The organism is Azospirillum sp. UENF 312511, from assembly GCF_058780635.1.
The window spans coordinates 628,059-652,008 of sequence record NZ_JBSNCG010000004.1 but is presented as its reverse complement, the minus strand read 5'-3'; the positions used below and the strand labels follow the sequence as shown (position 1 = coordinate 652,008).

The 23,950-nt window shown below is 68.4% G+C and carries 22 protein-coding genes and 1 pseudogene; 2 read left to right on the top strand and 21 right to left on the bottom strand.

All coding sequences use genetic code 11. The features are described 5' to 3' along the window. Positions 1-33 precede the first annotated feature (33 nt). From ACWPN7_RS28270 to ACWPN7_RS28225, 10 genes are all read right to left on the bottom strand, one after another. Positions 34-1,563 carry an ABC transporter substrate-binding protein gene (locus ACWPN7_RS28270; protein WP_459196349.1) on the bottom strand — a complete coding sequence of 510 codons (1,530 nt, stop codon included), beginning with the start codon at positions 1,561-1,563 and terminating at the stop codon, positions 34-36. 75 nt (positions 1,564-1,638) lie between these two features. Then, a complete protein-coding gene (locus ACWPN7_RS28265) occupies positions 1,639-2,391 on the bottom strand; it encodes an IclR family transcriptional regulator (protein WP_103040125.1) in 753 nt (250 codons plus the stop codon). A gap of 443 nt (positions 2,392-2,834) precedes the next feature. Further along, positions 2,835-3,128: an ethanolamine ammonia-lyase light chain EutC gene (locus ACWPN7_RS28260; protein WP_040137518.1), complete on the bottom strand. Its 294-nt coding sequence runs from the start codon at positions 3,126-3,128 to the stop codon at positions 2,835-2,837. 328 nt (positions 3,129-3,456) lie between these two features. After that, a complete protein-coding gene (locus ACWPN7_RS28255; RefSeq protein ID WP_459196348.1) occupies positions 3,457-4,452 on the bottom strand; it encodes an MDR family oxidoreductase in 996 nt (331 codons plus the stop codon). Between the two features lie 44 nt (positions 4,453-4,496). Beyond that, positions 4,497-5,264 (bottom strand): enoyl-CoA hydratase/isomerase family protein, encoded by a 768-nt coding sequence (locus ACWPN7_RS28250; protein ID WP_349619365.1) that lies wholly within the window; start codon positions 5,262-5,264, stop codon positions 4,497-4,499. A 58-nt stretch (positions 5,265-5,322) separates the two neighbouring features. Then, positions 5,323-6,948, bottom strand: a complete 1,626-nt coding sequence (locus ACWPN7_RS28245) for a class I adenylate-forming enzyme family protein (RefSeq protein ID WP_459196347.1) — start codon at positions 6,946-6,948, stop codon at positions 5,323-5,325. 54 nt (positions 6,949-7,002) lie between these two features. Then, complete coding sequence (locus tag ACWPN7_RS28240; protein WP_014198829.1) at positions 7,003-7,803, bottom strand: ABC transporter permease; 801 nt, start codon at positions 7,801-7,803, stop codon at positions 7,003-7,005. Then, on the bottom strand, positions 7,800-8,678 hold the full coding sequence (locus ACWPN7_RS28235) for an ABC transporter permease (protein ID WP_492273529.1): 879 nt from the start codon (positions 8,676-8,678) through the stop codon (positions 7,800-7,802). Before ACWPN7_RS28235 ends, ACWPN7_RS28240 begins: the two co-directional genes overlap by 4 nt. A gap of 14 nt (positions 8,679-8,692) precedes the next feature. Continuing rightward, complete coding sequence (locus ACWPN7_RS28230; RefSeq protein WP_040137521.1) at positions 8,693-9,757, bottom strand: ABC transporter substrate-binding protein; 1,065 nt, start codon at positions 9,755-9,757, stop codon at positions 8,693-8,695. Positions 9,758-9,779: 22 nt separating this feature from the next. Further along, positions 9,780-10,922, bottom strand: coding sequence for an ABC transporter ATP-binding protein (locus ACWPN7_RS28225; protein WP_247874678.1), 1,143 nt, complete (start codon positions 10,920-10,922; stop codon positions 9,780-9,782). Positions 10,923-11,078: 156 nt separating this feature from the next. Here ACWPN7_RS28225 and ACWPN7_RS28220 point away from each other — a divergent pair, with 156 nt between their 5' ends. Further along, a complete protein-coding gene (locus ACWPN7_RS28220; protein ID WP_349619367.1) occupies positions 11,079-11,795 on the top strand; it encodes a TetR/AcrR family transcriptional regulator in 717 nt (238 codons plus the stop codon). 45 nt (positions 11,796-11,840) lie between these two features. Here the strand turns inward: ACWPN7_RS28220 and ACWPN7_RS28215 are convergent, their stop codons facing one another. From ACWPN7_RS28215 to ACWPN7_RS28170, 10 genes and pseudogenes are all read right to left on the bottom strand, one after another. Beyond that, positions 11,841-13,031, bottom strand: a complete 1,191-nt coding sequence (locus ACWPN7_RS28215; protein ID WP_492273528.1) for an NnrS family protein — start codon at positions 13,029-13,031, stop codon at positions 11,841-11,843. Positions 13,032-13,057: 26 nt separating this feature from the next. Next, complete coding sequence (locus ACWPN7_RS28210; protein ID WP_459196345.1) at positions 13,058-14,272, bottom strand: NnrS family protein; 1,215 nt, start codon at positions 14,270-14,272, stop codon at positions 13,058-13,060. Then, entirely contained in the window at positions 14,269-15,042 is a 774-nt protein-coding gene (locus tag ACWPN7_RS28205) for an ATP-binding cassette domain-containing protein (RefSeq protein WP_459196344.1), read from the bottom strand. Before ACWPN7_RS28205 ends, ACWPN7_RS28210 begins: the two co-directional genes overlap by 4 nt. 20 nt (positions 15,043-15,062) lie before the next feature. Further along, the gene (locus ACWPN7_RS28200) at positions 15,063-17,348 is read right to left on the bottom strand and encodes a TonB-dependent receptor family protein (RefSeq protein WP_459196343.1); all 2,286 of its coding nucleotides are present in this window, start codon (positions 17,346-17,348) and stop codon (positions 15,063-15,065) included. Positions 17,349-17,509: 161 nt separating this feature from the next. After that, positions 17,510-18,334 (bottom strand): ABC transporter permease, encoded by an 825-nt coding sequence (locus tag ACWPN7_RS28195; protein WP_456529340.1) that lies wholly within the window; start codon positions 18,332-18,334, stop codon positions 17,510-17,512. A gap of 8 nt (positions 18,335-18,342) precedes the next feature. Beyond that, on the bottom strand, positions 18,343-19,572 hold the full coding sequence (locus ACWPN7_RS28190) for an ABC transporter substrate-binding protein (protein WP_459196408.1): 1,230 nt from the start codon (positions 19,570-19,572) through the stop codon (positions 18,343-18,345). Continuing rightward, positions 19,570-20,076 (bottom strand): annotated as a pseudogene (locus tag ACWPN7_RS28185) (transposase); the annotation flags it as partial. The pseudogene ACWPN7_RS28185 and the gene ACWPN7_RS28190, both read right to left, overlap by 3 nt. 160 nt (positions 20,077-20,236) lie before the next feature. Further along, entirely contained in the window at positions 20,237-20,623 is a 387-nt protein-coding gene (locus tag ACWPN7_RS28180) for a type II toxin-antitoxin system VapC family toxin (RefSeq protein WP_040137541.1), read from the bottom strand. Next, positions 20,623-20,880, bottom strand: a complete 258-nt coding sequence (locus ACWPN7_RS28175) for a type II toxin-antitoxin system Phd/YefM family antitoxin (protein ID WP_459196342.1) — start codon at positions 20,878-20,880, stop codon at positions 20,623-20,625. Before ACWPN7_RS28175 ends, ACWPN7_RS28180 begins: the two co-directional genes overlap by 1 nt. Positions 20,881-20,940: 60 nt before the next feature. Beyond that, the gene (locus ACWPN7_RS28170) at positions 20,941-22,257 is read right to left on the bottom strand and encodes an oligosaccharide flippase family protein (RefSeq protein ID WP_200476154.1); all 1,317 of its coding nucleotides are present in this window, start codon (positions 22,255-22,257) and stop codon (positions 20,941-20,943) included. 98 nt (positions 22,258-22,355) lie between these two features. Between ACWPN7_RS28170 and ACWPN7_RS28165 the strand changes: the two genes are divergently transcribed. Further along, on the top strand, positions 22,356-22,736 hold the full coding sequence (locus ACWPN7_RS28165) for a hypothetical protein (protein WP_247891599.1): 381 nt from the start codon (positions 22,356-22,358) through the stop codon (positions 22,734-22,736). Between the two features lie 29 nt (positions 22,737-22,765). Here the strand turns inward: ACWPN7_RS28165 and ACWPN7_RS28160 are convergent, their stop codons facing one another. Then, on the bottom strand, positions 22,766-23,596 hold the full coding sequence (locus ACWPN7_RS28160; RefSeq protein WP_103041283.1) for an FkbM family methyltransferase: 831 nt from the start codon (positions 23,594-23,596) through the stop codon (positions 22,766-22,768). Positions 23,597-23,950: the final 354 nt, after the last annotated feature.

The window sequence follows — 23,950 nt, the reverse complement described above, 5'->3', positions numbered from 1 at the left end:
GACGGGAGGGTGGGGCGGCGGCCGGTGGGCGGTTCATTTCCAGGTCACCGCGTAGAAGCGCGGGATCTCGTCCGCCGTCGGGGTGAAGGCGATGTCCTTGCTGTGGACGTAATTGACGTTGTAGGTGAACAGCGGTTGCCAATAGGCCTGTTCGGCGATGCGCCGCAACGCCTTGCCGTAGAGGTCCTTGCGCGTCGCCGGATCGATCGCGGAATCGGCGCCCTCCAGCCAGCCGATCACCTGGGGGTCGCGGGCGTAATCGTCCTTCGATCCCTTGAAGAACTGGCTGACGCTGGCCGCCGCGTCGTTGATCGAGTAGGAGCCCCAGGACATGAAGGTGAAGTCGGTTTCGCCGTTGTAGACCTTGTCCCGCAGCGCCTCGTACTGCAGGTAGGTGAGCTTGGCGTTGATCCCGACGGCCTTCATGTAGCCGATCATCGCCTCGGCCACCGGACGGTCGCGGTAGGCGTGGAACTCGATGTCGAGTCCGTTGGGATAGCCGGCCTCGGCGAGAAGCGCCTTCGCCTTGACCGGATCGTAGTCGTAGGTCGCCACGTCCTGGACGCAACCGAATTGGGTCGGGAAGCAGACCGCGTCGATGACCTCGGAGGCGCCACGGACCAGCCGCTTGACGATGGTCTTGCGGTCGATGGAGTGGGCGATGGCCTGGCGGACCCGGACGTCGTTGACCGGCGAGGAGTGGCCGGTGCGGTTGGAGGCGTCGAACGCCAGATAGCCGAAGCGCATCGTCTGCGCGTTCTGTACCACGACGTTCGGCATGGACGCGAGCTTGGCCGCCTGATCGTTGGGCACGTTCCAGATCCAGTCGACGCCGCCGCTGAGCAGCTCGGCGATCTGGGTGTTCTGGTCGGGAATGGTGCGCTGGACGATGCGGCCGATGGTCGGCCGGCCCTTGGGGCTGCCGTCGAAATACGCGCGGTTGGCTTCGAAGACGATGCGCTTGCCGGGGTCGAACGCGGTCACCTTGTAGGGGCCGGTGCCGACCGGCCGCAACCCCATGCCCTGGCTGCCGACCTTGGAATAATAGTCGCGCGGATAGATCAGCAGCGGTCCCGACAGGTACTCCAGGGCCAGCGGTGTCGGCGCCTTCATGGTCAGCCGCACCATGTGCGTGTCGATCTTCTCGACCTTCTCGATCCAATCCACGTTCTGCCGGCTGAGGACCCGGGTCGCCGGATCGGCCATCAGGTTCAGCGTGTAGACCACGTCGTCGGCGTCGAACGGCTCGCCATCGTGGAACCGCACGTCACGGCGCAGTTCGAACTCGATGGTCCGGTTGTCGACGAAGCGGTACGAGGACGCGAGCAGCGGCTTGTAGTCGAAGGTCTGCGGATCGACGGTCAGCAGCGAGTCGAAGACCATGCGCGCGACGAGTTCGCCTTCGCGCAGGACGTTGAAGTACCGGTCGAGCGTCGGCAATTCGCCAGCCCAGGCGATGTTCAGCGTGTCGTCGGCCTTGCCGGCCGACGCCGGCGCCGGGGCGGCAAAAGACAAAAAGGTGGCGGCGGCGGCCGCGGCGGCCGCCCTCAGGGCATGGCTCATTTCTTTTCCTCCTGGGATTCGCGCCTTCTTCGGTGCGCGTCGGATGTGGTCAGAGGGCTGGGGTCATTGCGGGTGTCATGGGCGGCCGTCGGCGGTGTTCCAGACACGCTGGCCCCAGACACGCTGGACGTGATGGGCGATGATTTCGGCGACACGCTCCTGCCGGTCCTCCGGCAGACGGTCGGGAATGGCGGCGACGCTGACGGCGGCGACGATCCGGCCGTCGGCATCAAGGACGGGCACCCCGACCGCCGCGACGTTCGGACGGAGGATGCCGTTGTTGAGCGCGTAGCCGAGTTCACGGGCTTCGAAGACGAAGCGCCGGATGTCGTCCGCCGTGAAGTCGGCATAGCTGGAATAGCGCTGGGCGTTGGCCGCCAGCACGGCTTCGAGCTGGGCGTCGGGCAGGAAGGCGAGCAGGGCCAGACCGCCGCCACCGATGCCGAGCGGACGACGCGCACCGATGTCGAGCGTCAGGGTGCGGATCGGATAGCTGCCCTCCACCCGGTCGATGCACACCGCGTCGTTGCCCGACCGGATCAGCAGGAAAATGGTGTCCTCGACCTCCAGGGCGATCTGCTCCAGCGCCGGGCGCAGACGGTCACGGATGGAGAATTCCTGGGCCGCCGCGCCGAGCACGGAAAGCTCCATCCCGAGATGATAGAGCTTGGAATAGGGATCGTGGGTCAGCAGCCCTTCCTGCGCCAACACCCCGAGGATGCGATGGGTGGTGGCGACCGACAACCCCGTCTCCGCCGCCAGCGCGTTGGCGCGGGCGCCACGGTCGTTGGTTCGCGCAACGGCGCGCAGAAGCGTGATCGCCCGCAAGATCGCCTGCGCGCCACTCGGGCCTGCGCTGCCGGCCTCGCGTTCGGGAGAAGAGGCTGGGGTTTGTGACGATGCTTTTGACACGGGAACGATCAATTCTGCGGTGTGTGGCTGACGTTCGGATGATTGGCCAACCCAAACGTCGCGTCAACAAATCTTCTCGCAATATGAAAGTGATTTCTCATAATATGAGAATACACGCGCACCGAGCGTCCCGAGCGTCCCGAGCGTCGGGCCGCCGCCCATGGAGTGGCGGCACGGTGACGCCTGGGCTGAGCTTGGCCATGCCGAACGGCTTGCGGTTTGCGCAGGGACAAAGAGGCTCGGGCGTCGTCACGGCAGATCGACGGCCTTGTTCCGCACGGTCAAAAGGAGGAGACCGCTCGGCCCAGCGCCGTCGATGCCGCGCTCACGCCGGTGCAGGACGCCGCTCGCGCGCGGGCTTACGGCCTTGGGAAGGAGGCGCTTGGTGGTGTGTCCGCGCCGCGATGCCCGGCACGCTCCGTGGGCGATGTGGACACCGGCCTGCTCCGCTCAAGGCGCTGACCGACGGCGGCGGCGAGCGCGACACCGCTGACCCGCGCCCGCCACACGCCCCGGACCAGATCGGCGATCCGTGCGACGGCCTGCTCCGGGGCCAGCCCGTCCAGCCGGATGTTGGAGATGCAGTTGCGAGCTGAGTCCGGGGCCCCGACCGCCGGCGCCCAGCACGCCATCCCGGTGGTGCTGGCCAGCATGAAGGCCGCCGCGCAGGGGCTGGGGCTGGGGCTGATTCCACGGCCATCGCCGAAATGCTCTATGAGCGGGGCATCGGCGTGGTGTCGTCGGATGTCTTCATGATCGGCAAGACCAAGCCGGGCAACGGCATCCGCATCCACAAAGGCTCGGCCCGCAGCGACACCGTGTGGGACATTGCCCTCTCGTTGATCGCGACGTTGGTGCGCAAACCGGAGTGACGGGACGCCGTCGCGCAAGGGGCGCCGGCCACGTCGTTTCAGGGCGGCCCCGCCGCGGAACCACAAGGTTCCGCACCGGGCGGGGCTGCCGGACGGGCCGGAACCGTCCTCAACGGGTTACGTCGACGACCACGCGGCCACGGATTTTCCCGGCGAGAATCCTGGTGGCCAGTTCGGGAAGCGCGTCGAAGGGCTGCACCTCGTACATCGTCTTCAGCGCGCTCCGATCCAGGTCGCGAGCCAGCCGTGTCCAGGCGGCGTCACGGCGGTCCTGCGGAGCCATGACGGAATCGACGCCAAGCAGCGCGACGTTGCGCAGGATGTGCGGCAAGACCGTGCCCGGCAGATCGGACGAGCCGGCCAAGCCGCAGGCGGCGATGGCACCGCCCCAAACCGTCTGCGACAGCGCGTTGACCAGAGTCTGTCCGCCCACCGAATCGACACCGCCGGCCCAGCGCTCCTTCTGCAACGGGGCTCCCTTTTCCAGAAGGGCGGCGCGGTCAATGAAGCCGCTGGCACCGAGACTGCGCAGGTAATCATGGGTTTCGGGCCGGCCGGTGGAGGCGACCACCGGGTAACCGCGCTTGGCGAGCAGCGCCACCGCGACCGAACCGACACCGCCAGCGGCCCCGGTGACCAGGACCTCCTTGCCGCCCGGCTGGACCGCGCCCCACCGTTCCAGCGCGTCCACGCACAGCGCGGCGGTGTAGCCGGCGGTGCCGATGCCCATGGCCTCTTCGAACGAGAAGGCGTCCGGCAGACGGGTCAACCACTCCGCCTTCAGGCGCTGAAAGCGGGTGTAGCCGCCCCATTGCGTTTCCGACAGGCCCCAGCCGTTGACGACCACCTTGTCGCCGGGCTTCCAGGCGGGAGAGCGGGATTCGACCACGGTGCCGGCGAGGTCGATGCCGGCGACCATCGGCAGCTTGCGGGCGATCCGGCCCTTGCCGGAAACGGCGAGTCCGTCCTTGTAATTGAGCGTGGAGCAGGCGACCTCGACCAGCACATCGTTGTCCGGCAGGTCGGCCAGCGTCAGCGTCGTGAAGCCACCCTTCGGCTTGCCGTCGACGTCCTCGATGACAAAGGCTGTGAAGTTCTCGGCCATGGTGGTTCTTTCTCTTCGTTGAAGACGATGTCGGATGGGCACCGTCACGCGCCGCCACGGAACACAGGGGCGCGCTTTTCCAGGAAGGCGCTGACGCCTTCGCGGGCGTCCGCCGCTTTTTCCAGCCGGCGGGCGACCGTCGCCTCATAGGCGCCGGCGGCGTCGATCCCCTCGCGCTCCCCCAGGATCACCCCGGCCTTGATCGCGGCCACCACCGAGGGCGCGTTCTTGGCGATGGCACGCGCCAGGACGAGCGCTTCCTGCAACGCCTCGCCCTGTCCGGCCAGACGGTTGACGAAGCCGGTTCGGTAGGCCTCGTCCGCGGGCAGGGGATTGGCCGTCAGCATCAGTTCCAAGGCGCGGGCGGACGACATCAGGCGTGGCAACCGGCCGATCTGTCCACCCTCCGGGAGCATGCCCAGGCGGGCGCCCGGCGACCCGAACGTCGCGTTGACGCTCGCGACACGCAGGTCGCAGGACAAAGCGAGGATGAGCGCGGCGGCGTAGCAATGCCCGTTGACGGCCGCGATGACCGGCTTCGTCATGTCCCGCGGGCGCAGGAACGGGGCCTCTCCCAGGTTCGTCGCTGCGTGGGCGCCGGAGGCGATTTCGTTCAGATCGTGTCCGCTTGAGAAGGCGATGTCGCCGGCGCCCGTCACCACGACCACGCGCACGGCGCCATCGCTGTCCGCGTCGTTCAGGTGGCCTAGGAAATCCGCGGCCATCGTGCCTTCGAACGCGTTGCGCTTGGGTTCGTTGGAGATGGTCAGGATGCGGATCGCGCCCTCGGTCTGGGCGGTAATCTCGGGCATGTCAGAAGTCCTCTTCGAGGCCGGTTGGCTTTTTTCACAGGAAGACGGGGTGCAGGCGTCAGCGCCAGATCTTGTCCTGCCAGTCGTAGGCGCCGACGCGGAGGTCGGGCTTCTCCGCCAGCAGATGCTTCTTCTGCACACGCTGCGAATCCGTGAGGGGGAAGGAGTCGCGATACTCGTAGTAGCGGGGCACCTTGAAGGCCGCGAGATGCCGCCCGCAGTGATCGGCGATGCGCGCCGGCGTGCAGGTCGAGGGATCGACCCCCGGCGCCAGCTGGATGTAGGCCTTGATTTCCTCGCCGCGATAATCGTCGGGAACCGGAACGATCGCGGCGTCCTGGATTCCGTCGAGCGTGCGCAGCACCACCTCGACCTCGCGGGCCGAAATGTTCTCGCCGCTGCGGCGGACCATGTCCTTGGTCCGGCCCAGGATGTAGTGGTACCCGGAGGAGTCCACGCGGGCCAGATCGCCGGTGCGGAACCAGCCCTTGCGGAACGCCTGCGCCGTCGCCTCCTCGTTTCCGAAATAGCCCTTCAGCAGGCCGCGGCCACGCACGCAAAGCTCCCCGGTCGCGCCCGTCGGCACGGGGTTGCCGTCCTCGTCCGCGATCATCGCGTCCCGGAAGGGGGCGACCACCCCGCAACTGGCCGAGCCGGTCATCTCGGCGATCCGGTGCGCCGGCATGTAGGTGCCGCCGCCGATCTCGGTCATGCCGTAGAACTCCTGCCCGTACACGTCGAAGCGGCGCTGGAAGTCGGCGTGGCTTTCCGGACCGAACGCGAAGATGGTGGCCAGCTTGAGCGCGTTGTGCGCATCCGACGGCCGGGCCGGCTGCTTGTAGACCATTTCGAAGAGCGCGCAGTAGTCACACTCCAGCTGCGCGACATCGAGCATGAAGCGCTTGGCGCCGGGCTTGCGCGGGAAGAAGGCGCAGCCGCCGCTCACCATCGCGTTCAGCAGGATCCTCTGCCCGACCATGTAGAAGAAGCTCGATCCCACGTAGAAGCGCCGCAGGTCCGTGGCGAAGAACTCGGTGGAGCTGCAGCCCAGGCAAAGCCAGTAGTCGTTGGTCAGCATGCAGGCTTTCGAAAAGCCGGTGGTGCCCGACGTGTACTGGAGATTGAGGACCGCGTCGGCGGAGCGGGGCGTGGACGGTGCGCGGCGGCCCTGCGCCTCGTCCATCAGCGTCTGCCAGCGGCGATGCCCGCCCAGCGCCCCATCGCCGATGACGATGACGCTGGACGGGGGGAGCGACACCGTCTCAAGCGCATCGAGATGCGGCAGGAACTCCGCCTCCAGGATGAGGAAGGCGGCGAGCGAGGTCTTCAGCACATACTCGACCTCGCGGGAGGTGTAGGTGGCGTTCACCGGCACCATCACCGCCTGCAGGCGGGACAGAGCCAGCCACGCGATGGGAAACTCCTCCCGGTTCCAGGCCATGACCGCGACATGCACGCCGGGGCCGATGCCGAGCGCGGCGAAGGCCGCGGCGGCGGTTTCGACCTTGGCCAGCACCTCGCCCCAGCTCCGCTCGACACCGTCGTCGATGAACCGCCACGCCGGGGCGTCCGGGTGCCGGGCGGCGGTTTGCGCCAGGAGGTCGAACACCGAATCCGGAAGCGTTGCCGTTTCCAGACGGCGGGCGAGAGCGTCGGGCTCTTCCGTGCGAAAATCTGCGAACATCACTCTTCCCATAGATGAGGGGTGGCCCGTAGATGAGGGGTATGTCGCGACCGGTTATCCCGCGCGCCGTGCGGCGCGGCGCTGGATGCGGTCGCTCAGGAAAACCGCCGCAAAGGTGGCCAGGATGAGCAGCGACGCGACCGCCGCGACAACCGGCGTCAGGTCGTGACGCATGTCGGCCCAGATCCGCATTGGCAGGGTTTCGTTGCGGCCCATCACGAACAGGGCGATGACCAGTTCGTCGAAGGAGATGAAGAAGGCGAAGACGCCCGCGGAGATGACCGCCGGCCGGATGGTCGGCAGCGTGACGTGCCAGAAGGCCTCGTGCGGCCGGGCACCCAGGACCCGGGCAGCCCGGGCGAGCGTGTCGCCGGTCTGGCGCAGCGCTCCCGACACCGTCGTCGTGACGAAGGGCAGCGCGAGGACGGCGTGCACCAGCACGATGCCGCCCATGGAGCCGTAGAGGCCGAAGCGGCTGAAGACGAGGAGCGTGCCGAGGGCGAGAATGATCACCGGAACGACCTGCGGACCCAGGAAGATCGGTCCCGCGATCCGCACCGCGCGGCCGTCGCGGCTCAGGACGAGCGCCGCCGCCGTGCCGACGACGGTCGCGAGCAGCGCGCTGGCGGCTGCGATGACCAGGCTGCGCCACGTCGCCTCGATCCAGCCGGGCGTGGCGAAGAAGTCCTCGTACCAGTGCAGCGTGAAGCCGGTCGGCGGGAACTTGAGATAGCGGGTCTCGCTGACCGACATCGGCACCACCAGCAACAGCGGCAGCAGCAGATAGAGGAGGACGCCGACGAAATAGACGGGCAGGAGGTAGCGTCCGGACTGTTCCCACAGCGTTCGTTTCATCGCGTCCCTCCATGGCCGCTCAGCCGGGTAACGCGCCGGAAGAGCAGGGCGACGGCGCCCACCATCAGGAAGCCGGCGACCAGCAGCACCATCCCGAGAGCCGAACCCAGCCCCCAGTCGAGGGTCACCGTGATCTGCGTCGCGATGATGTTCGCGATCATGTTTTCCTTCGGCCCGCCGACCAGGGCCGGGGTGATGAAGAAGCCCAGGGCCAGGACGAAGGTGAGCATCCACGCGTTGACCGCGCCGCCGGCGCTCAGCGGCAGGAAGACGTGGAGGAAGCCACGCCACGGGGTGGCGCCGAGGATGCGCGACGCCAGCAGCAGGGAGCGGTTGATGGTCGTCATGCTGGAGAACATGACCAGGATGGCGACCGGCAGAAGCACCTGCACCATCGCGATGTACACGGCCCCTCGGCTGTAGAGCATCTGGAGGGGCGCATCGATGAGTCCCGCACCGATCAGCATGGAGTTCACCAATCCCTCGCGGCCCAGGACGACGATCCAGCCGAAGGTCCGCACCAGCACGCTGACCCAAAGCGGCGTCAGAATGAGCAGGAGGAGCAGCGTGCGGCGCCGCGGCGGGCAGGACGCCAGACAATAGGCGGCGGGATAGCCGGCCAGGACGCAGGCGAAGGCCACGCCGGCGGCGAGTTGCAACGTCCCGAACAGGATGGTGCGATAGGGACCCTCGCCAAGCGCTTCCCGGTAATGCTCCGCCGTCAGCCCGGCGTCGCCCTGCAGGCTCCACAGCGCGACCTCGCCCACCGGGACGAGGAAGGCCAGGAGGAACAGCAGGGCCGCCGGGGCGAGCAGCCAGAGGGACGAGAGGGGCGCGCGCCGTCGGCGCGCCGCCGCCATCCCATCACGCGGCATGGAAACGCCGTCGCTCATTGCAGACGCCAAGTTTCCCACCGCTTCTGAATGCGCGGCAGGTTTTCGGCCCAGAACTCGGCGTTCAGCGCGAACTGCACATCCATGTTTTCCGGGCTGGTCGGAAGTTGCCTGGCTTCCTCCGCCGACAGGATCTTGTAGAGGTCGGGGTTGAAGCTGGAGTAGGGCATGGCGCGGGCGATCTCGGCGAGACGCTGCGGCTCGTTCCAGCAGTACTTCATGAACTGCATGGCCGCGGCCGCGTTGTTGGCGCCCTTGACGATCGAATAGTAGCTGACGTCGAGCGAGCCGCCGTTCCAGATCAGCGCGACCGGGAGCTTGTCCTTCTGCAACTGCTGGATACGGCCGTTGAAGGCGGTCGCGTAGAACACTTCGCCGCTGGCCAGAAGCTGGACCGGCTGCTGCCCGCTCGTCCACCATACGGTGATCGCCGGCTTGATCTCGTCGAGCTTCTTGAAGGCGCGATCCACGCCTTCCGGCGAACGGAGCACGTCATAGACCTCGGACGGCTTCACGCCGTCGGCAATCAGCGCGAATTCCAGGTTCTCGGCCGGGGAGTTGCGCAGCGTGCGGGGGCCGGGGAACTGCTTGACGTCCCAGAAGTCCTTCCAGCCGGTGAAGGTCTTGCCTTCCGGCAGCTTGTCCGTGCGCACGCCGATGGTGGTGGAGTAGGCCACCGATCCGATCGCGTGGGTCTTGCGGGCGATCGGCGGCAGCTTGTTTTCGGGGTCGACCACCGACCAGTCGATGGGCTCCAGCCAACCGTTCTTCTGCGACACCGGCAGACCGGAACGCTCGGTGGGCGCGATGTCCCACAGAATGTTCCTGGTGGTCTGCTGGGCGCGGATCTGGGCGAGGGAGTCCTCCGTCGCGGCCTGCGTGACGGTGATTCCCGTCTCCTTGGTGAAGGGCTGGATGCAGATGCGGTTGAGTGTTTCCGCCCAGGCGCCGCCGTAATTCGCGATCACGACCGTCTTGTCCCGGGATTGAGCCAGCGCCGCACCACCCGCGGCGCCGACGAGCGCCGCTCCGAGAGAGAGGCTCCACAGCAGCTTGTTCATAGAACGCTCCTCTTTCAGCTTTTCATCGACTGGTTCTGGGGAGGTCCGGAACGAGGACGACGTCGGACGGGCGGAGAACGAGGTTCGTCGTCTCTCCGCGTTCCGGGATCCGATCCCTGTCGCGTCTCTGTTCCCGGAAGTGGATGAGCGCACCATGGTCGGTGCGGGCGCTGTATTCGATCACGTCGCCGAGGAACACGGCCTCCTGGATGGTGACCGACACGGCGATGTCCGGCCCTTCGGCCGGGCGGCGCTGCAGCTTCTCGGGGCGAATGCTTGCGTACCAGGAGCCTGCACGGGCCGTGAATGTGTTTTCCCGATAGGTGATGCCGAGTTCGGGTATGGCCACCGATCCGGGCTGCGCCACGTCGGCGGCAAGCAGGTTGGTCTGCCCGATGAAATCGGCGACGAAGCGGCTTTGCGGCGCGTCGTACATTTCGGACGGCGTGCCGACCTGCTCGATCCGCCCGTCGCGCAACACGACGATGCGCGACGACATGGCCAGGGCCTCGCGCTGATCGTGGGTCACATAGACCACGGTGCAGCCGAGCTGGTGCTGGATTTCCTTGATCTCGAACTGCAGCGCCTCGCGCAGTTTGAGGTCGAGGGCGCCCAGCGGTTCGTCCATGAGCAGGACCGGAGGCTCGAACACGATGGCCCGGGCGAAGGCGACGCGCTGCTGTTGTCCGCCGGACAGGTCGCGCGGCATGCGACCGGCCAACGGGCCGAGCCGCACGATCTCCAGCACCCGCTCCACCCGCTCCTTGATGTCCCGGCGCGGCATACGGCGCATGCGCAGCGGAAAGGCGATGTTGTCGAACACCGACATGTGGGGGAACAGGGAGTAGTTCTGGAACACCATCCCCAGGTTTCGCCGCTCCGGCGGCTCGTCGATCACCGAACGCCCGTCGATGCGGATATCGCCCGAGTCGGCCGTGGAAAAGCCCGCAAGTGCATTGAGCGCGGTGGTTTTGCCGGACCCGCTCGACCCAAGGATCGTCAGGAACTCTCCCGGACGAATGGTCAAGGAGAAGTCATGAAGCGCCTTTACCGATCCATAGGCCTTCCTGACGGATTGGAACTCGATCGTCGCGCCGGTGGACCTCGTTTGCAGGTTCGCCTCCCTGGTCAAGGTGCCACTTGAAGGTTTATTCACGTCCACCATCGTAGGTACCATCGGCCTGTCCAGTGATGACGCATTGTCTAAAAATGACAGTATGTATAAAAATATACCGCGTCAAGTGGGTACAGTGCGATTGTCCAACATTCATGGTCAGGACCGATTCGGTCGAAGGGTGAGGGCGCAAGGATGCGGGAGGGTGTGGATGAACCGGGAAGCGAGCCCGCGTGCGGCGAAGGCTCCGCTCCGCTGTTCTTCGAAGAGGTGCTCGCGATGTGGAGCCGGGACCGGACGCGCCCGAAACGGGAGCGGACGCGCTACATGCTGCTCTCGATCGTCGCCCGCCATCTTCGCACGTTTCCGGGAAAGCTGATGACCGTCGAGGCGCTGCTCGACGAAGCCGGGTTGTCCCGGGGCACGTTCTATAATCACTTCAAGGATATGGACGAGTGCGCGGCCGTCCTTGTCACCCTGTTCTTCGAGCATGTGACGTATCGGCGCTCCGCAACCCGGGGGCCGAGGAGCAGTTACGATGCGATCCTGGACGCCAACACGGTCTATTGCCGCGCTTACGAGGCGAACGCGGGTGTCTACAGCCTGTTTTCCGAACTCGCCACGCGTGACCCGGAGGTGCTGCGCATGCGCGAACGCATGAATTCCGAGTGGGTCGAGCGCATCATAGCGGTGGTCGCCCGCCGTCGCGGCCATCCCTTCACCGAGGAAGAGCGCGGTAAATTCGAAGGCGTGCTGAGATTGATGATCGCGATGACGATCGAAAGCCTTCGCGAGCGCTTCGTCCATGGCGACGCGCTGCTGTGCCGGTCGTTCCCCACCGCCGACAGCTTGGCAAAAGCCCTGTCGGACCAGTGGCACAAGGCGATGGCGGATTTCGACGGTCCCGCCACCGACGCCACATGAGCCCCTGCCCAAGCCGGGCGCCGGTTTCCCTCTCCGGACGGACTCTCAGTCCGGTGTCGCCGGCCGCACGGCCCCGCTCGCCCTGCGGCCTGACATCCGCCCATGAAGCAGGACGAACGTCAGGAAAGCGGCGACCCACAAGGCACCCGCCAGGGGAATCAACAGCATCGTGCGCTGCGGGTCGAGCGCGGCGGCGATCCGCGCGCAGGCTGCCGCCGCCACGGCGAGGTGGATGCCGGTCGTCAGCCGGGAAGCCGTGGGCGCAGCCCCGCTGTGGCAGGCAGCGGTCCGCACCAGCACCGTCAGGGCCATGCCGCCAATGGCGCCCATGGTCCAGGCGTGGAGCGCCGCGGTGTTGAAGGCCGTACCGCCGCCCAGCGAGGCCCCGGCCGCCAGCAGGAACCCGGCCGGGATGAAGGCGCAGGAAACACGCAGGACGGGCACGGATCGCCCGGACGGTGCGTGACGCGGTCGCCACCGCGCGAGTCGCGCCGCCTGCGCGAATCCGGCGGCCAGCAGCAGAGCGCCGGACAGGTGTTCGTTCAAAATGCCCTCGTCTTGAACGATCCAGATCCCGAGGGCGAGCAGACCGAGCCCCATCGCCACCCCGTCGATGCGGGAGGAGGGAACTTGCGGATGGGAGGGGCCGTACGCCTTCCGCCAACCTCCGGCGATGCCCGGCATGATCCCGGCCTCCAGCACGGTCCAGGCCAGGAGCGCCGCCACGGCGAGGCGCGTGCCGTGAACACTTCGCCCGAAGCGCCACAACTCCCAATGGAACAGGCCCTGCGCGCCGACCAGGATGGCAAGGACGGCGAGGACCGTCAGGTTGCGGCCGTTTCTCGTCAGAAGGAATTCCCGTCCGGCCACAGCGACGAGGGCCACCGGGAACAGCAGGGCAAGCAGAGCGATGGTCAGCGGCTCCAGCACCGCCGATCCGGCTAGGCCCAGCCGCCCGACGATCCAGACGGCCAACAGCATGGTCAGCGGCCAGCCGCCCGGAGGCGGATGACCGGTCCGGTTCGGCGCCGCCGTCAGCAGAACGCCAGCGATGATGGCCGGCACGACGCCGAACAGAAACTCGTGCGCGTGCCAGGAGGGGGGTGAGAGCGGCATCTCCGGACTGATGAGGCCGAGGAACCACGGCACCGAGACGGCGGCCAGCACTGCGGCGTGGAGCGCTCCGAGGAGGAGGAAAGGGCCGCCGCCGGCTTTGGAGGGGGAGGGGGGATTCATCGGGGTTCGCCGGTCTCGCCGCGGGATCAGCACACGGCGGCCTCCTCTACGCGGGGCCGCGACAGGAAGGGCCAATAGACCTTGAGCCAGGATAGGAAGGCTGCCGCCCAGAGCAGGGCCGCCAGCGCGTGGGGCAGTCCGGGCGGCGCCGGCAGGACACCCAGCTCCGGCAGGACCCGCAGGACCACGGCCCCGATCAGCAGCGCAACGGCCAGACGCGCCGCCGCTGGAAGGGGAAAGGTCCGGCCGGTGTGGAACAGCCCGGCGATGGCGAAGACCGCCAGCACGCCGAGGCCCAGCCCGCCCATCAGAGCCAGATGCAGCGCTGGCGTTTCGGCGAACCCGGCCCCCAGCCGGGAAGCGCCGACCAGCAGCAGACCGGCGCCCGCCATCAGGCTCGACCCGGCAAGGACCAGGATCTCCGCGCGGAAGACGGCGCGTCCGATGAAGGACTCCGCGACCCGGTCGAGAAAGGCGGCCCCGGCGGCGATGAAGAGATAGGCGCTCACCGCGGGCGACAGCCCGGCGATCTCCCCGGCCAGGGCGACGGCGACCAGACCGGGCGCCAGATTGAGGCGTCCCGGATGGGGCCGGTAGGGCGAACTGCTCTGAGCGGGGTCGAGCACGAGATTCGTGACGGGCACCGAAATGCGCGCCAGAACGAGACCGAGCAACCCGAGCAGCACCAGACCGGCGGCGTGCAGCCCGGCCCGCGCCCGTTCCACGTCACCGATGACGAACGCGGCGTGAACCACGGCACCGCACACCGCGAGCGCGCTCAGCCAGAGGAGAACGCCGACCAGCCGGACCGTGCGCTTGCGCCAGGACACCGCCGCGACGTAGACGGGCAGGGCGGCGAGCCACGCCGTGTCGGCCACCGCGGCGACAACGGCCGCGCCGTCGGCACCGGTCAGCCCGGCGACCCGTCCGATCCCCCACAGCGCCGCCAGCGCGAAGAGGGCGCGCCCCTGAAGCCGCCGGCTGTCGGTCCATTCCGGGATGGCCGTGGTGATGAAGCCGAGCACCGCCGCGCCGAAGGAACCGAACAGCATCTCGTGCGCGTGCCACAGTCCCGGCGGGATCGCGCCGTCGAAGGGCAGGGCGAAGCCGTTGACCACCGCCCACAGCACCGGCCACAGAGCGGCGTGCAGGGCCGACAGCGGGAAGAACAGCCGCAGCCCCTCGTCGCCGAGAATGCCGGCGAGGGTCGGCGCGCGGGCGGTTCGGATCGCGTCCGTCATGGCGTCCGCCTTTCGTCGATGTCGTGGATGTGGCGGAACAGCGGGTCGTCGGTCAGGAATCCGGCGACCAGCCGGTAGACGGTGCCGTCGTCGCGCCCGCCCGGTTCGCCGGGAACGGCGCGCGTCCCGGCGATGCCGCGCCCCTGCGCGTCCATGACCACGACGCGGTGGGCGATGCGCACCGCCTCCATCAGGTCGTGGGTGATGAACAGGGCGCCGAACCGCGCCCCGCGCGCCGCCTCGATCACCAGATTCTGCATGCGGCGCTTCAGCGCAACGTCGAGCGCGGTGAAGGGCTCGTCGAAATAGATGAAGTCGGGGTCGATCGCCAGCGCCCGCGCGATGGCGGCGCGTTGGCGCATGCCGCCCGACAGCTCGACGGGGTATTTGTCGAGGTCGGCGCGGTCGAGCGCCACCCGACGCGCGGCCTCCTCCGCCCGCTCCCGCCGTTCGCGGCGGGGCAGGCCGAGCAGGCGCAGCGGGTAGGCGATGTTGGCCCGCGCCGTCGCCCAGGGCAGCAGGCGCGGGTCCTGGAACACCATGCCGTGGCGGCGGTAGCGCCGCGTGACGCGGCCCCGCGACGGCTCGACCACCCCGGCGGCGATGTGCGCCAGCGTGCTCTTGCCGCAGCCCGAGGGGCCGACGAGCGCCGCCACCTCGCCCGCCGCCAGCGACAGGTCCACGGCGTCGAGCACCGTGCGGCCGAGATAGGCGTGGCCGATGCCGGACAGCGTCAGGGAGGGGGCGGCGCCCGTCGTTTCCCGGGTCATGGCTAAGTGCCTTTCCGATTTTAGAAGCTGACCTTCAGGCCGACGTAGACGGCCCGCCCGTCGCCCGGCAGATAGACCGCCTGGGTGGGCGACGCCTGATCGACGATCAGGGTCGAGGAGGCGTAGGTCGCGTCGAAGATGTTGCGCGCCTCGCCATAGACGCTGACACGCTCGTTGATGGCGTAAGTGCTGCGCAGGTCGACGGTGGCGTAACCGTCCGTGTAGACGCTGTTCATGTTGTCCACCGGGGTCCTGCCGGGATACCAGTCCACCTCCGCCCCCACCGACCACGCGCCGGTGATGTCGTAGCGCGCCGAGGCGTTGATGACGTGACGTGGCGCGCCGGCCAGCCGGTTGTCGCCGCGCACCGGATCGTCCTGGAAGCGGAAATCCTGGAAGGTGTAGGCGACCCGGCCGCTCAGCCGCTCGGTGAGGAAGGCCGACAACCCGAGATCGACGCCGAAATGCCGCGTCTGGTCGGCGTTCACCGCGCCGAGCGAGGCCCCGGTGGCGTCGCGCAGGCTGAGCAGCTCGTTCTTGACCCAGGAGTAATAGGTCCCGGCATCGACCGCGACGACCCCGAAACGGCCGCGCCAGCCCGCCTCGACGGTGGTCGCCGTCTGCGCCTCGAGGTCCGGTGTGCGGTAGGCGGTGGAGACGAGGCCGGGCTGGGCCGGGTTCGGGCGCCCCGCGCTGCTGTTCGGCGTGCCGTTGACGGTGGCGATCAGGTCGTCGTGGGTCGGCGGCTCGAAGCTGCGGCTGACCGCGGCGTAGAGGGTGTGGTCCTCCAGCGGCTTCCAGGTCAGGCCGAGGCTGGGGCTGAATCCGGTGTAGCTGCGGTCGTAGCTGGTGTCGCCGGCGGGGATCGAACCGGCGGGCAGCGCCGCCCGCGGGTTGGCCGGGTTGAAGGCGATGGTCGGCCGCCGCGCCGCGCCGAAGGTGTCGTCGTTCTCGCGCGTGGCGTGGGTGACGGTGAGCGCCGGGGACAGGGTGACCGCGTTGCCGAGCGGCAGGTTCAGGCCGCCGTGGAGCGCCAGGGTGGAGGCGTCCATCGTGCTGCGTCCGAACAGGGGGCCCTGGCTGCCGGCGTTGTTCAGGTAGTCCTCGCGGTCGGCCGAGCCGATGACGTAGCGCAGGGCCGTCTCGAACAGCGGCAGGGGCTGGCTGGCGTCGGGGCTGTAGGCGTAGCGCGCGACGGCGGTGACGTCGCCGCCCTCCGTCTTGCGGATGCCCGAGGAGATCGGGAAGCGGAACGTGTCGTCCGTGTGGGTGTAGCCCAGCGCCACGTCCAGCAGGTGCGCCCCGAAGGTCGCCGTCGTCCGGTTGCCGACGCGGAACTGCCTGGCTTCGCGCTCGGGCCGGTCGCGAACGACGTTCGGTCCCGGGTTGGTGGCGACGCCGCCGACCACGCGGGGGCCGGTGTAGACCGCCTTGGGGTTCGATTCCAGAAGCTGGCGGGTCAGCGGACCGGCCACGTCGAAGGACAGGTCGGTGTAGCCGGCGAAGAAGCGGGTGGTGACGGTGTCGGACAGCACGGCGCCCACATTGGCGTCGAAGCCGGTGCGCTCGGAGCTGTTGTAATCGCGGTAGCCGTCGCGCTGGCTGCGCTGGACCTGGACCAGCCCGTCGAGATTCCCGGCGCTGCCGCCGGCCTGCAGGCTGGTGTTGAACTGGCCGAAGCTGCCACCCTCGACTCCCAGCCGGTAGCCCGGCGCGGAGGAACCGGTGGGGGAGATGACATTGATCGCCCCGCCCAGCATGCTGGCGCCCAGCCGGTTGGCGGTGTAGCCGCGGTAGATCTCGGTGAATTCCGCCTGCCGCGGGTTGGCCAGACCGACGATGTAGGAACCGTCGGCCCGGTTCAGCGGCAGGCCGTTCTGCAGGGCCAGGATGCCGCGCTCCACCGGATTTTGCTGGAGCCCGGAGCCGCGGATCTGGATGCGCGGCTGGTCGTTGCCGCCGAAGAAGTTCTGCACCACCACGCCGGGCACCCCGGACAGCGCGTCGGACACGGTGACGTTCGCCTTGCCGGCCAGATCCTCCTCCGCCACCAGGGCGGTGCCGCCGGGGATCGCCTCCAGACGGCGGCGGGCGGTCGCCTCGGCGCTGTCGGCCTGTCCCTTGACCATGACCGGGGAGAGCACGACGGCGGCCCCCGGTGCCGCCGACTGCGCCTGGGCCGGCGGCGAGGCCGCGGCGCCCAGGGAGGCCAGGGCCAATCCGGCCAGAAGGATGGGGGCGCGGGTGGCGGTGTCCGCTCGCGCGGTTCGGAACGCCGCTTGGCCGGCCTGTCCCCGTGTCGTCATGGTGCTCGTTTCCCCGAAAAAGCCGATGTCTCGGACTTAAATGCAAATGATTGTCGTTCGCATTTTATCGGCCTTTCGGGCGGGCTGTTTGTCCGCGGTCAAGTTCGAGGCGGAAAAGCAGTGTGCACGGTCGATTTTTCCGCTGGCGCCTGCTCTGGCAGTCAGCGTTTGACGCCCCAGGGGCGCGCGGCGTTGCGCCAGCGTTCGAACTCGGACCGGATGGGGTGGACCAGCGTGTATTCGACGACGATCAGCCCGGTCACCGCGATCAGCACCCAGGCCAGCGCCTCGGCCACGTCGAGGTTGGCGCGGGCGGCGGCCAGCGCGCCGCCAATGCCGCCGGTGTTGGCGAGAAGCTCGGCCATCACCGCCACCTTGAAGGCCGAGCCGAGCGCCACGGTCAGCGCCGGGAACAGGAAGGCGGCGACGTGGCGCAGCCCGAGCGTGGTCAATCGGGCGAGCGGGCCGGCGCCGAAGGCGCGGGCCATGTCGTCCAGCCCGCGGTCGCGGGTGACGGCGCCCTCGGCCACGCCGACGAAGACCACCGGGATCGCGGCGACCAGCACCGTCGTGATGATCGTTCCGTCGGTGGAGCCGAACCAGATCATCGCCAGCACGATCCAGGCGATGGGCGGGACCCCCAGCAGGACGGTCAGGATCGGGCGGGCCAGCCGCATCGTCGCCGGGGAATAGCCGGCGGCCAGCCCGCCCGCCGCACCGGCAAAGGCGGCCAGCGCGAAGCCTTCGACCGCGCGCAGCGTGGTCTGTCCGGCCAGTTCCCAGGCGGCGGGATCGGCGGCGATGGTCAGTCCGGCGGCCAGCGTCGCCAGCGGGGCCGGCAGGATGAAGTCGCCGTAGCGCTCATGCCCCGCCTGCCAGAGGGCGGCGAACAGGGCCAACCCGGCCAGCCCGGCCCAGCCCGACCACAGGAATTGCCCGACCCGGCCCAGCCGGTCGAGAACCGCGTCGGCGCGCGCCGTCGTCATGCCGTACCTCACAGATAGAAGTCCGCCGCCGGCAGCGCGCCGCCGATGATCTTGGGGTCAAACTCCGCCAGGGCGCGGAAGACGGCCTCCATCGGTTCGCGGACGGCGCTGGCGCGCTGGGCGACCAGATTGGAATGGGGGATTGCCTGCTCGATGACCGGCCAGGGCAGGCCGAGCGGCGCCGCGGCGTCGTTGGCGGCCCGCGCCGGGTCGGCGTTGACCGCGGCGGTCGCCTTGACCAGCGCGTCGTGCAGCGCCTCGACGGCGGCGGGATGCTCCGCCAGGAAGGCGGCGGAGACGCCGAGGCCGGCCTGCGGCAGCACGGTCGCCAACCCGGTGGCGGCGCCCCAGGCCCGCTGGATGTCGAGGACCCGGGTCACCGTCTTTCCAGCCATCCCGGCGCGCAGGATGGCGGCGGAGGCCGCCGGCTCGGGCAGCAGGGCGGTGTCGGCCCGTCCGGTGACGAGAAGCTGGATCGCTTCCATCGGCGTGCCGGTGAAGTGTAGGGCGACATCGCCGTCGGCGGTCAGCCGCTCCGCCGCCAGGAGGCGCCGGAACACATATTCCGGCGTGTCGTTGCGGAAGGGGATCGCGACGCTCCGGCCTTTCAGCGCCGCCACCGAAGTCAGCGACGGATCGGCCGACAGCAGATAGAGCAGCCCGTTGGTCATCACGTTGACCAGCCGGACGCCGAGCCCCTTGTTGAACAGGTTGGCGGCGGACTGGGTCGGCAGCACAAAGGTCTGCATGGTGCCGGAGGTCAGGCCAGCGCGCAATTCGTCGGGGGTGCGCCACGCCTTGAACAGCACCTTGTCGGCGACCGGGCGAAGCAGGTCGGAGGCGATGGCATGGACCAGCGTGATTGATGGCCCCGCCGGTGGCCCCCACAACGTCAGTTGCGGCAGAGGGGTCGTGGCGGCTGCGGCGGGGCGGTGGAGGGCGGGCAGGGCCAGCAGCGCGGCGATCCCCGCCAGCGCGGTGCGGCGGTTCGGATGGATCATGGGAAAGGCCATCGAATGTAGGCTTGCGGATCTTTGGGCATGATTGGTGTCTCCGACCGGGGCCGCATGCTCATGAGCGGTGTCGGATGCGACAGTGCCGGTCGGCGGGCCGGAGATCGTTGCGCAAGAGCAAGCAGGATCACCGCGGGCTTCGTGCACGCCCACCATCCCGACCCCCGACAGCCGGTAAGCTTTGGTACTGACACAAGAGTGGCACTTCAGGGCAGAGGCCACCATCCCATGCTCCGCCGGGATCGGACCGCTGCGCGGCTTGCGCCCCGAGCGTTGCCGGCGACGCCGCCGCGCCACGGCCAGCAGCGCGTACAAATTCAGACCAAGGCCATCGGGGCCATAGACAAAGCGGTAAATGGTCTCGTGCGAGACGGTGCCGCAGGGCAGGGGCGCGCGCCGGAGCCGGCCGGCGATCTGCTGGGGCGACCAGCCCGCACGCAACTTGGCGATGACATGGTCGCGCAGTTCAGGGCGCAACGTCAGCTTGGCCCGCCGTGCCCGCCGCTTGCGGGCGTAGTGATCAGCCGTGGTGCAATAGTAGCCCCGGTATTCCTGGCCCCAGCGGTCACGGAAGGGATCGTGATAGAAATTGCGCCGGATCTCGCGGTGGATGGTCGAGCGGTGCCGGCCCAGCTCGGCTGCGATCACCGCCACCGGCACCCTGGCGTCACGCATCTTCTGAATGCGCTGCCGTTCCGCCAAATCGATGTGGGAATACCGCGTGCCCATCCTGACCCCCTGAAGCCGGTAAGCTCTTGTACTGACACAAGAGTTGCACTTCAGGATAGAACCTACCTTGCGCAGTCAGAATGTTCCATAAGGGAAATTATGGAAAATATGAAGCGAAAGCGACCTCTGGGATGGCGCCACTAGCCCATCCGTTGCTGCGCTAAGAACGTGCCCACATCTGCGCAACGCCCTTGTAATCGGCGATCACGCCATCGGCGTGAACCAGCGTCAGGTTCCGGGCTTGGGCCTGCGCCACCAGCATGCGGTCGAACGGGTCGGGATGCGACCACTCCAAGCCTCCGGCCCGCTCCGCGTGCGCCGGGTCGATGGCCAGAGGCAGGAAGCTGTTCAAGGCAATCGCGGCGCTCGGAGAGCCGGAGAAAGCCAGCTTCCCCTTGCTGCTCTTGATTGCGATCTCCCACACGGAGGCCGCGCTCACATAGACGCGATTGTCCGGATTGGCGATCGCGTCCCGCACCGCCGGGCTGATCGGGTCAGCGCCGGCATCCCACCAGAGGAAGACGTGGGTGTCGAGCAGCAGGTCCATCAGCGGTCCGGTCCATCATGCGGGTTGCCACCGGCGAACAGCGCTTCAATCTGCGGGTCGGGATCGTCGAAATCCGGCGCGATCCGGGTGACGCCCAGCGCGCGGGCCGGGGTGCGGGGTGCCGTCACCTTGGGCAGCGGAACCAGCTTGGCCATGGGAACGCCGTTCTTGGCGATGACGAATTCCTCGCCGGCCGCCGCCCGGTCGACCAGACCCGAGAGGTGCGTCTTCGCGTCATACAGGCTGATGTGCCCCATGGCCCCTCCCCTTAACCAGCTTGACCAATATGGGTGGGGCCTATGGCTTGGTCAAGTTGGTTAGAGGCGGCCGGCCATCGCGGACTCCTTGGGGCTCCTGAAAAGCAGGAGGCGCACCAGCGTCGTTCCGATCGCTCCCTGGGCAACCGTCAGGGCCGTCACCGCCGCCGCTCCGGTCATGCCGAAGGCCGGGATCAGGACGGCGCCAAGCACGATGCACACGGCAAGCTGCAGCAGGTTCAGCCGGCGCAGCGTGCGCCCATGCCCGGTCATGGCCAGCAGGATGTCCTGGCAGGCCAGAAGGCAGTGGATCATCTGGCCCGCGGCCAGGATGCGCAGCGCCGTCGCCGCGCTGCCGAACCCCTGCCCGACCAGATCGAGCAACAGCTCCGGCACAATCATCATGACCGACACCATGGGCAGGCTCAGCCCCGCGACGGCCAGCATGATGCCGCGGTTCATGGCCAGCAGACGGGACGTCTCGCCGCGGCGATGCAGTTCGGCGTAGTTGGGCGCGGCAAAGGTGCCGATGCTGATGACGACGACCCAGACCAGCATGGAGATGCGGTTCGCCACGCTGAACGCGCCGACCGAGGCCGCGTCCACGAAGACGCCCAGCGCGAGCACCGGCAGCGACGCCAGCGACACCTGCACCAGCTCGACGACGAACAGGGGAAAGGCGGTGTGCCACAGCGACGGCAGAACCTCCGCCGGCCCGTTCGAAGACCCGGCATCGGCGGCCACGGAATGGTCGGTGAAGCGGCGGCGGTCCCGCGCGAGAAGGGCCATCCCGATCGCGGCGGTGAACGTCAACGCCCCGGCCAGGGCCAGGATCAGGGAATCGAGGCTGGACACCCCCGCCAGAAGGGCGGCGAGCATCAGCACCGGCCACAGCGCGTTCTGCACGAACTGCGCGGCGATGCCCCGCTTCAGCCCCGCCAGAGCCGATCCGATGGTGATTGTCAGGGTCTGCGGCAGCAGGGCCAGGGCCGACAGGCGCAGCGGCGTTTCGAGGTCCGGCGCCCCGAACAGCAGGTGCGACGCCGGCCCGGCCAGAGCGAAGGCCACCACCGCGGCCAGGGTTGCGGCGAGTCCCGTGCCGATCAACCCGGTCCGCAGGTCACGGCCGGCCGCCCGCCCCTGGCCGATGGCCAGTTCGGCGGCGATGTGCCGCGTGATCGCCCGTTCGAGCCCCAGCCGCGCCATGGTCGATGCCAGGCCGATCCAGGTCAGGCACAGGAAGAACAGGCCGGCATCATGGGCGCCCAGCGCGCGCGCCGCTATGATATAGAGGCCGAGCTTGCCGACGACCTCCACCCCGCGCAGCCCAAGGCCGACGCCGTAACGCCCGAAGGCATGCCATGTCTGGAGACGCATCACGCTCTATGGGATAAAGGGTTGTTGCGGAAGCGGAAGAGATCCGGAGACGCGTGGCGACCCGCCGTGTTGGGCCGCGCAGGGAGAACAATCGGTTGATGACCATGGTGACGAAAGGGCACGGGCACCGGAAAGACCATGCCGTGCTGGCTTTGTGCCTTGCCGCGGCGCTGCTCGGGCATGGCCGCCCGGCCGAAGCGCAGGACGCGGAGGAATGGCGCGCCATCGACATCCGCCAGGAAATCCGCACCCATTTCGACCGTCTGCCCTATGGCTGGTGGATCCGCGAACCCGAGCTGCACCTGAACACCTACGAGGTCGAGGTCCACCTTCCCGATTGGTGGCGCGGCAACCCGACCTCGGCGGTGAACGATCTGTGCCCCGAGCGGCAGAGCCGCATCTGGAAGGTGGCGAAGATCCTGACCTTGCGCCCCTTCTACCAGAAGCGGCCCTGGCCCGAGGTCGATTGCCGCCGCTGATGCCGCCGCTGATGCCACCGCTGGCGCGGTCAGCTCCCGCTTGATTGGCCGAGCGCGGCGCGCAGCCGGTCGGCCACGCCGTCGCGCGCGACGAAGATGAAGTTGTTGATGTAGATCCGCCCCTTGACGCGATGGGTGCCCGCCGCGTTGAGGGCCGAGCGGGACTGGTGGCGATCCGGATCGAAGCCGTCCAGCGTGCACAGGCGTCCCGCCAGGACGAAGTAGCCGCGATAGCCCAGCGGGGCCAGCCGCGCCTGCAGCGCCGCCAGGGCTCCGGGATTGTGGCGCTCCTCCGCCTCGATCAGCAGGTTGGGACGGTCGCGCCCGATCAGGCGGAGGCCGCCGCCGACCACCGCGGACTCGTGCCCTTCCACATCGATCTTCAGGAAGCCGACCGGACGGTCGTCATAGCGGTCCAGCGTCCGGCGCGGGACGGTGACCGCCTCCACCTCCTCGCCATGGGCGCCCACCGCCCCCGCCTCGACCGAGGCCAGGGCGGACGAGCGTGGAACGTGCAGCACGATCGACCCGTCGCCATCGCTCAGCGCGCACCCCTCCACCCGCAGCCGGCCGGACGCGATCAGCGGCGCGAACTTGCTCTCCAGCAACGCCGCAAGCTTCGGGTTCGGCTCGAAGGCCGTCACGCTGGCCGCGGTGCGGCAAAGCCAGAAGGTGTAGATGCCGCTGTTGGCGCCGATGTCGTAGGCGGCCTCTCCCGGCGCGCACAAGGCGGGAAGCAGGCGCAGCTCCGGCTCGGCGTAATAGGGCGCGAGCCGGTCGCGAAGCCAGGTCAGCCGGCGGAACATCCGCGGGTGACGGAGTTCGATCGCGGCTTTCAGGGAGGACAGTCTGTGGTTCATGGCGCGTGGCTCGGTGGGGCTGGGGCCGGCATCCTGGCACCCAACCAAAAGTGAGGGGATTCGGCAAAAAGCAAATAGCTAAAAATTGAGACAAAATGCTTCAAAACCCCAACCACCCCATGACAGGTCTACACCGGACGTGGTAAACCCTACCAGTAAAGTGTTCGATCCACACGCTACGGTACCCGTAAAAGATGCTGTCCCAACATCTGGAAAATCGCAGGCAGAGTCAATCGGCTGACCAGCCGGATGGTTCGTCGGGTCAGCAATCGCATGGGGTCCTGTTCTCCAGCGGTGTGTCGGCATTTACGCCGCGCGACCTCCTGATACTCGCTTTTTATCACAAGCGTATCA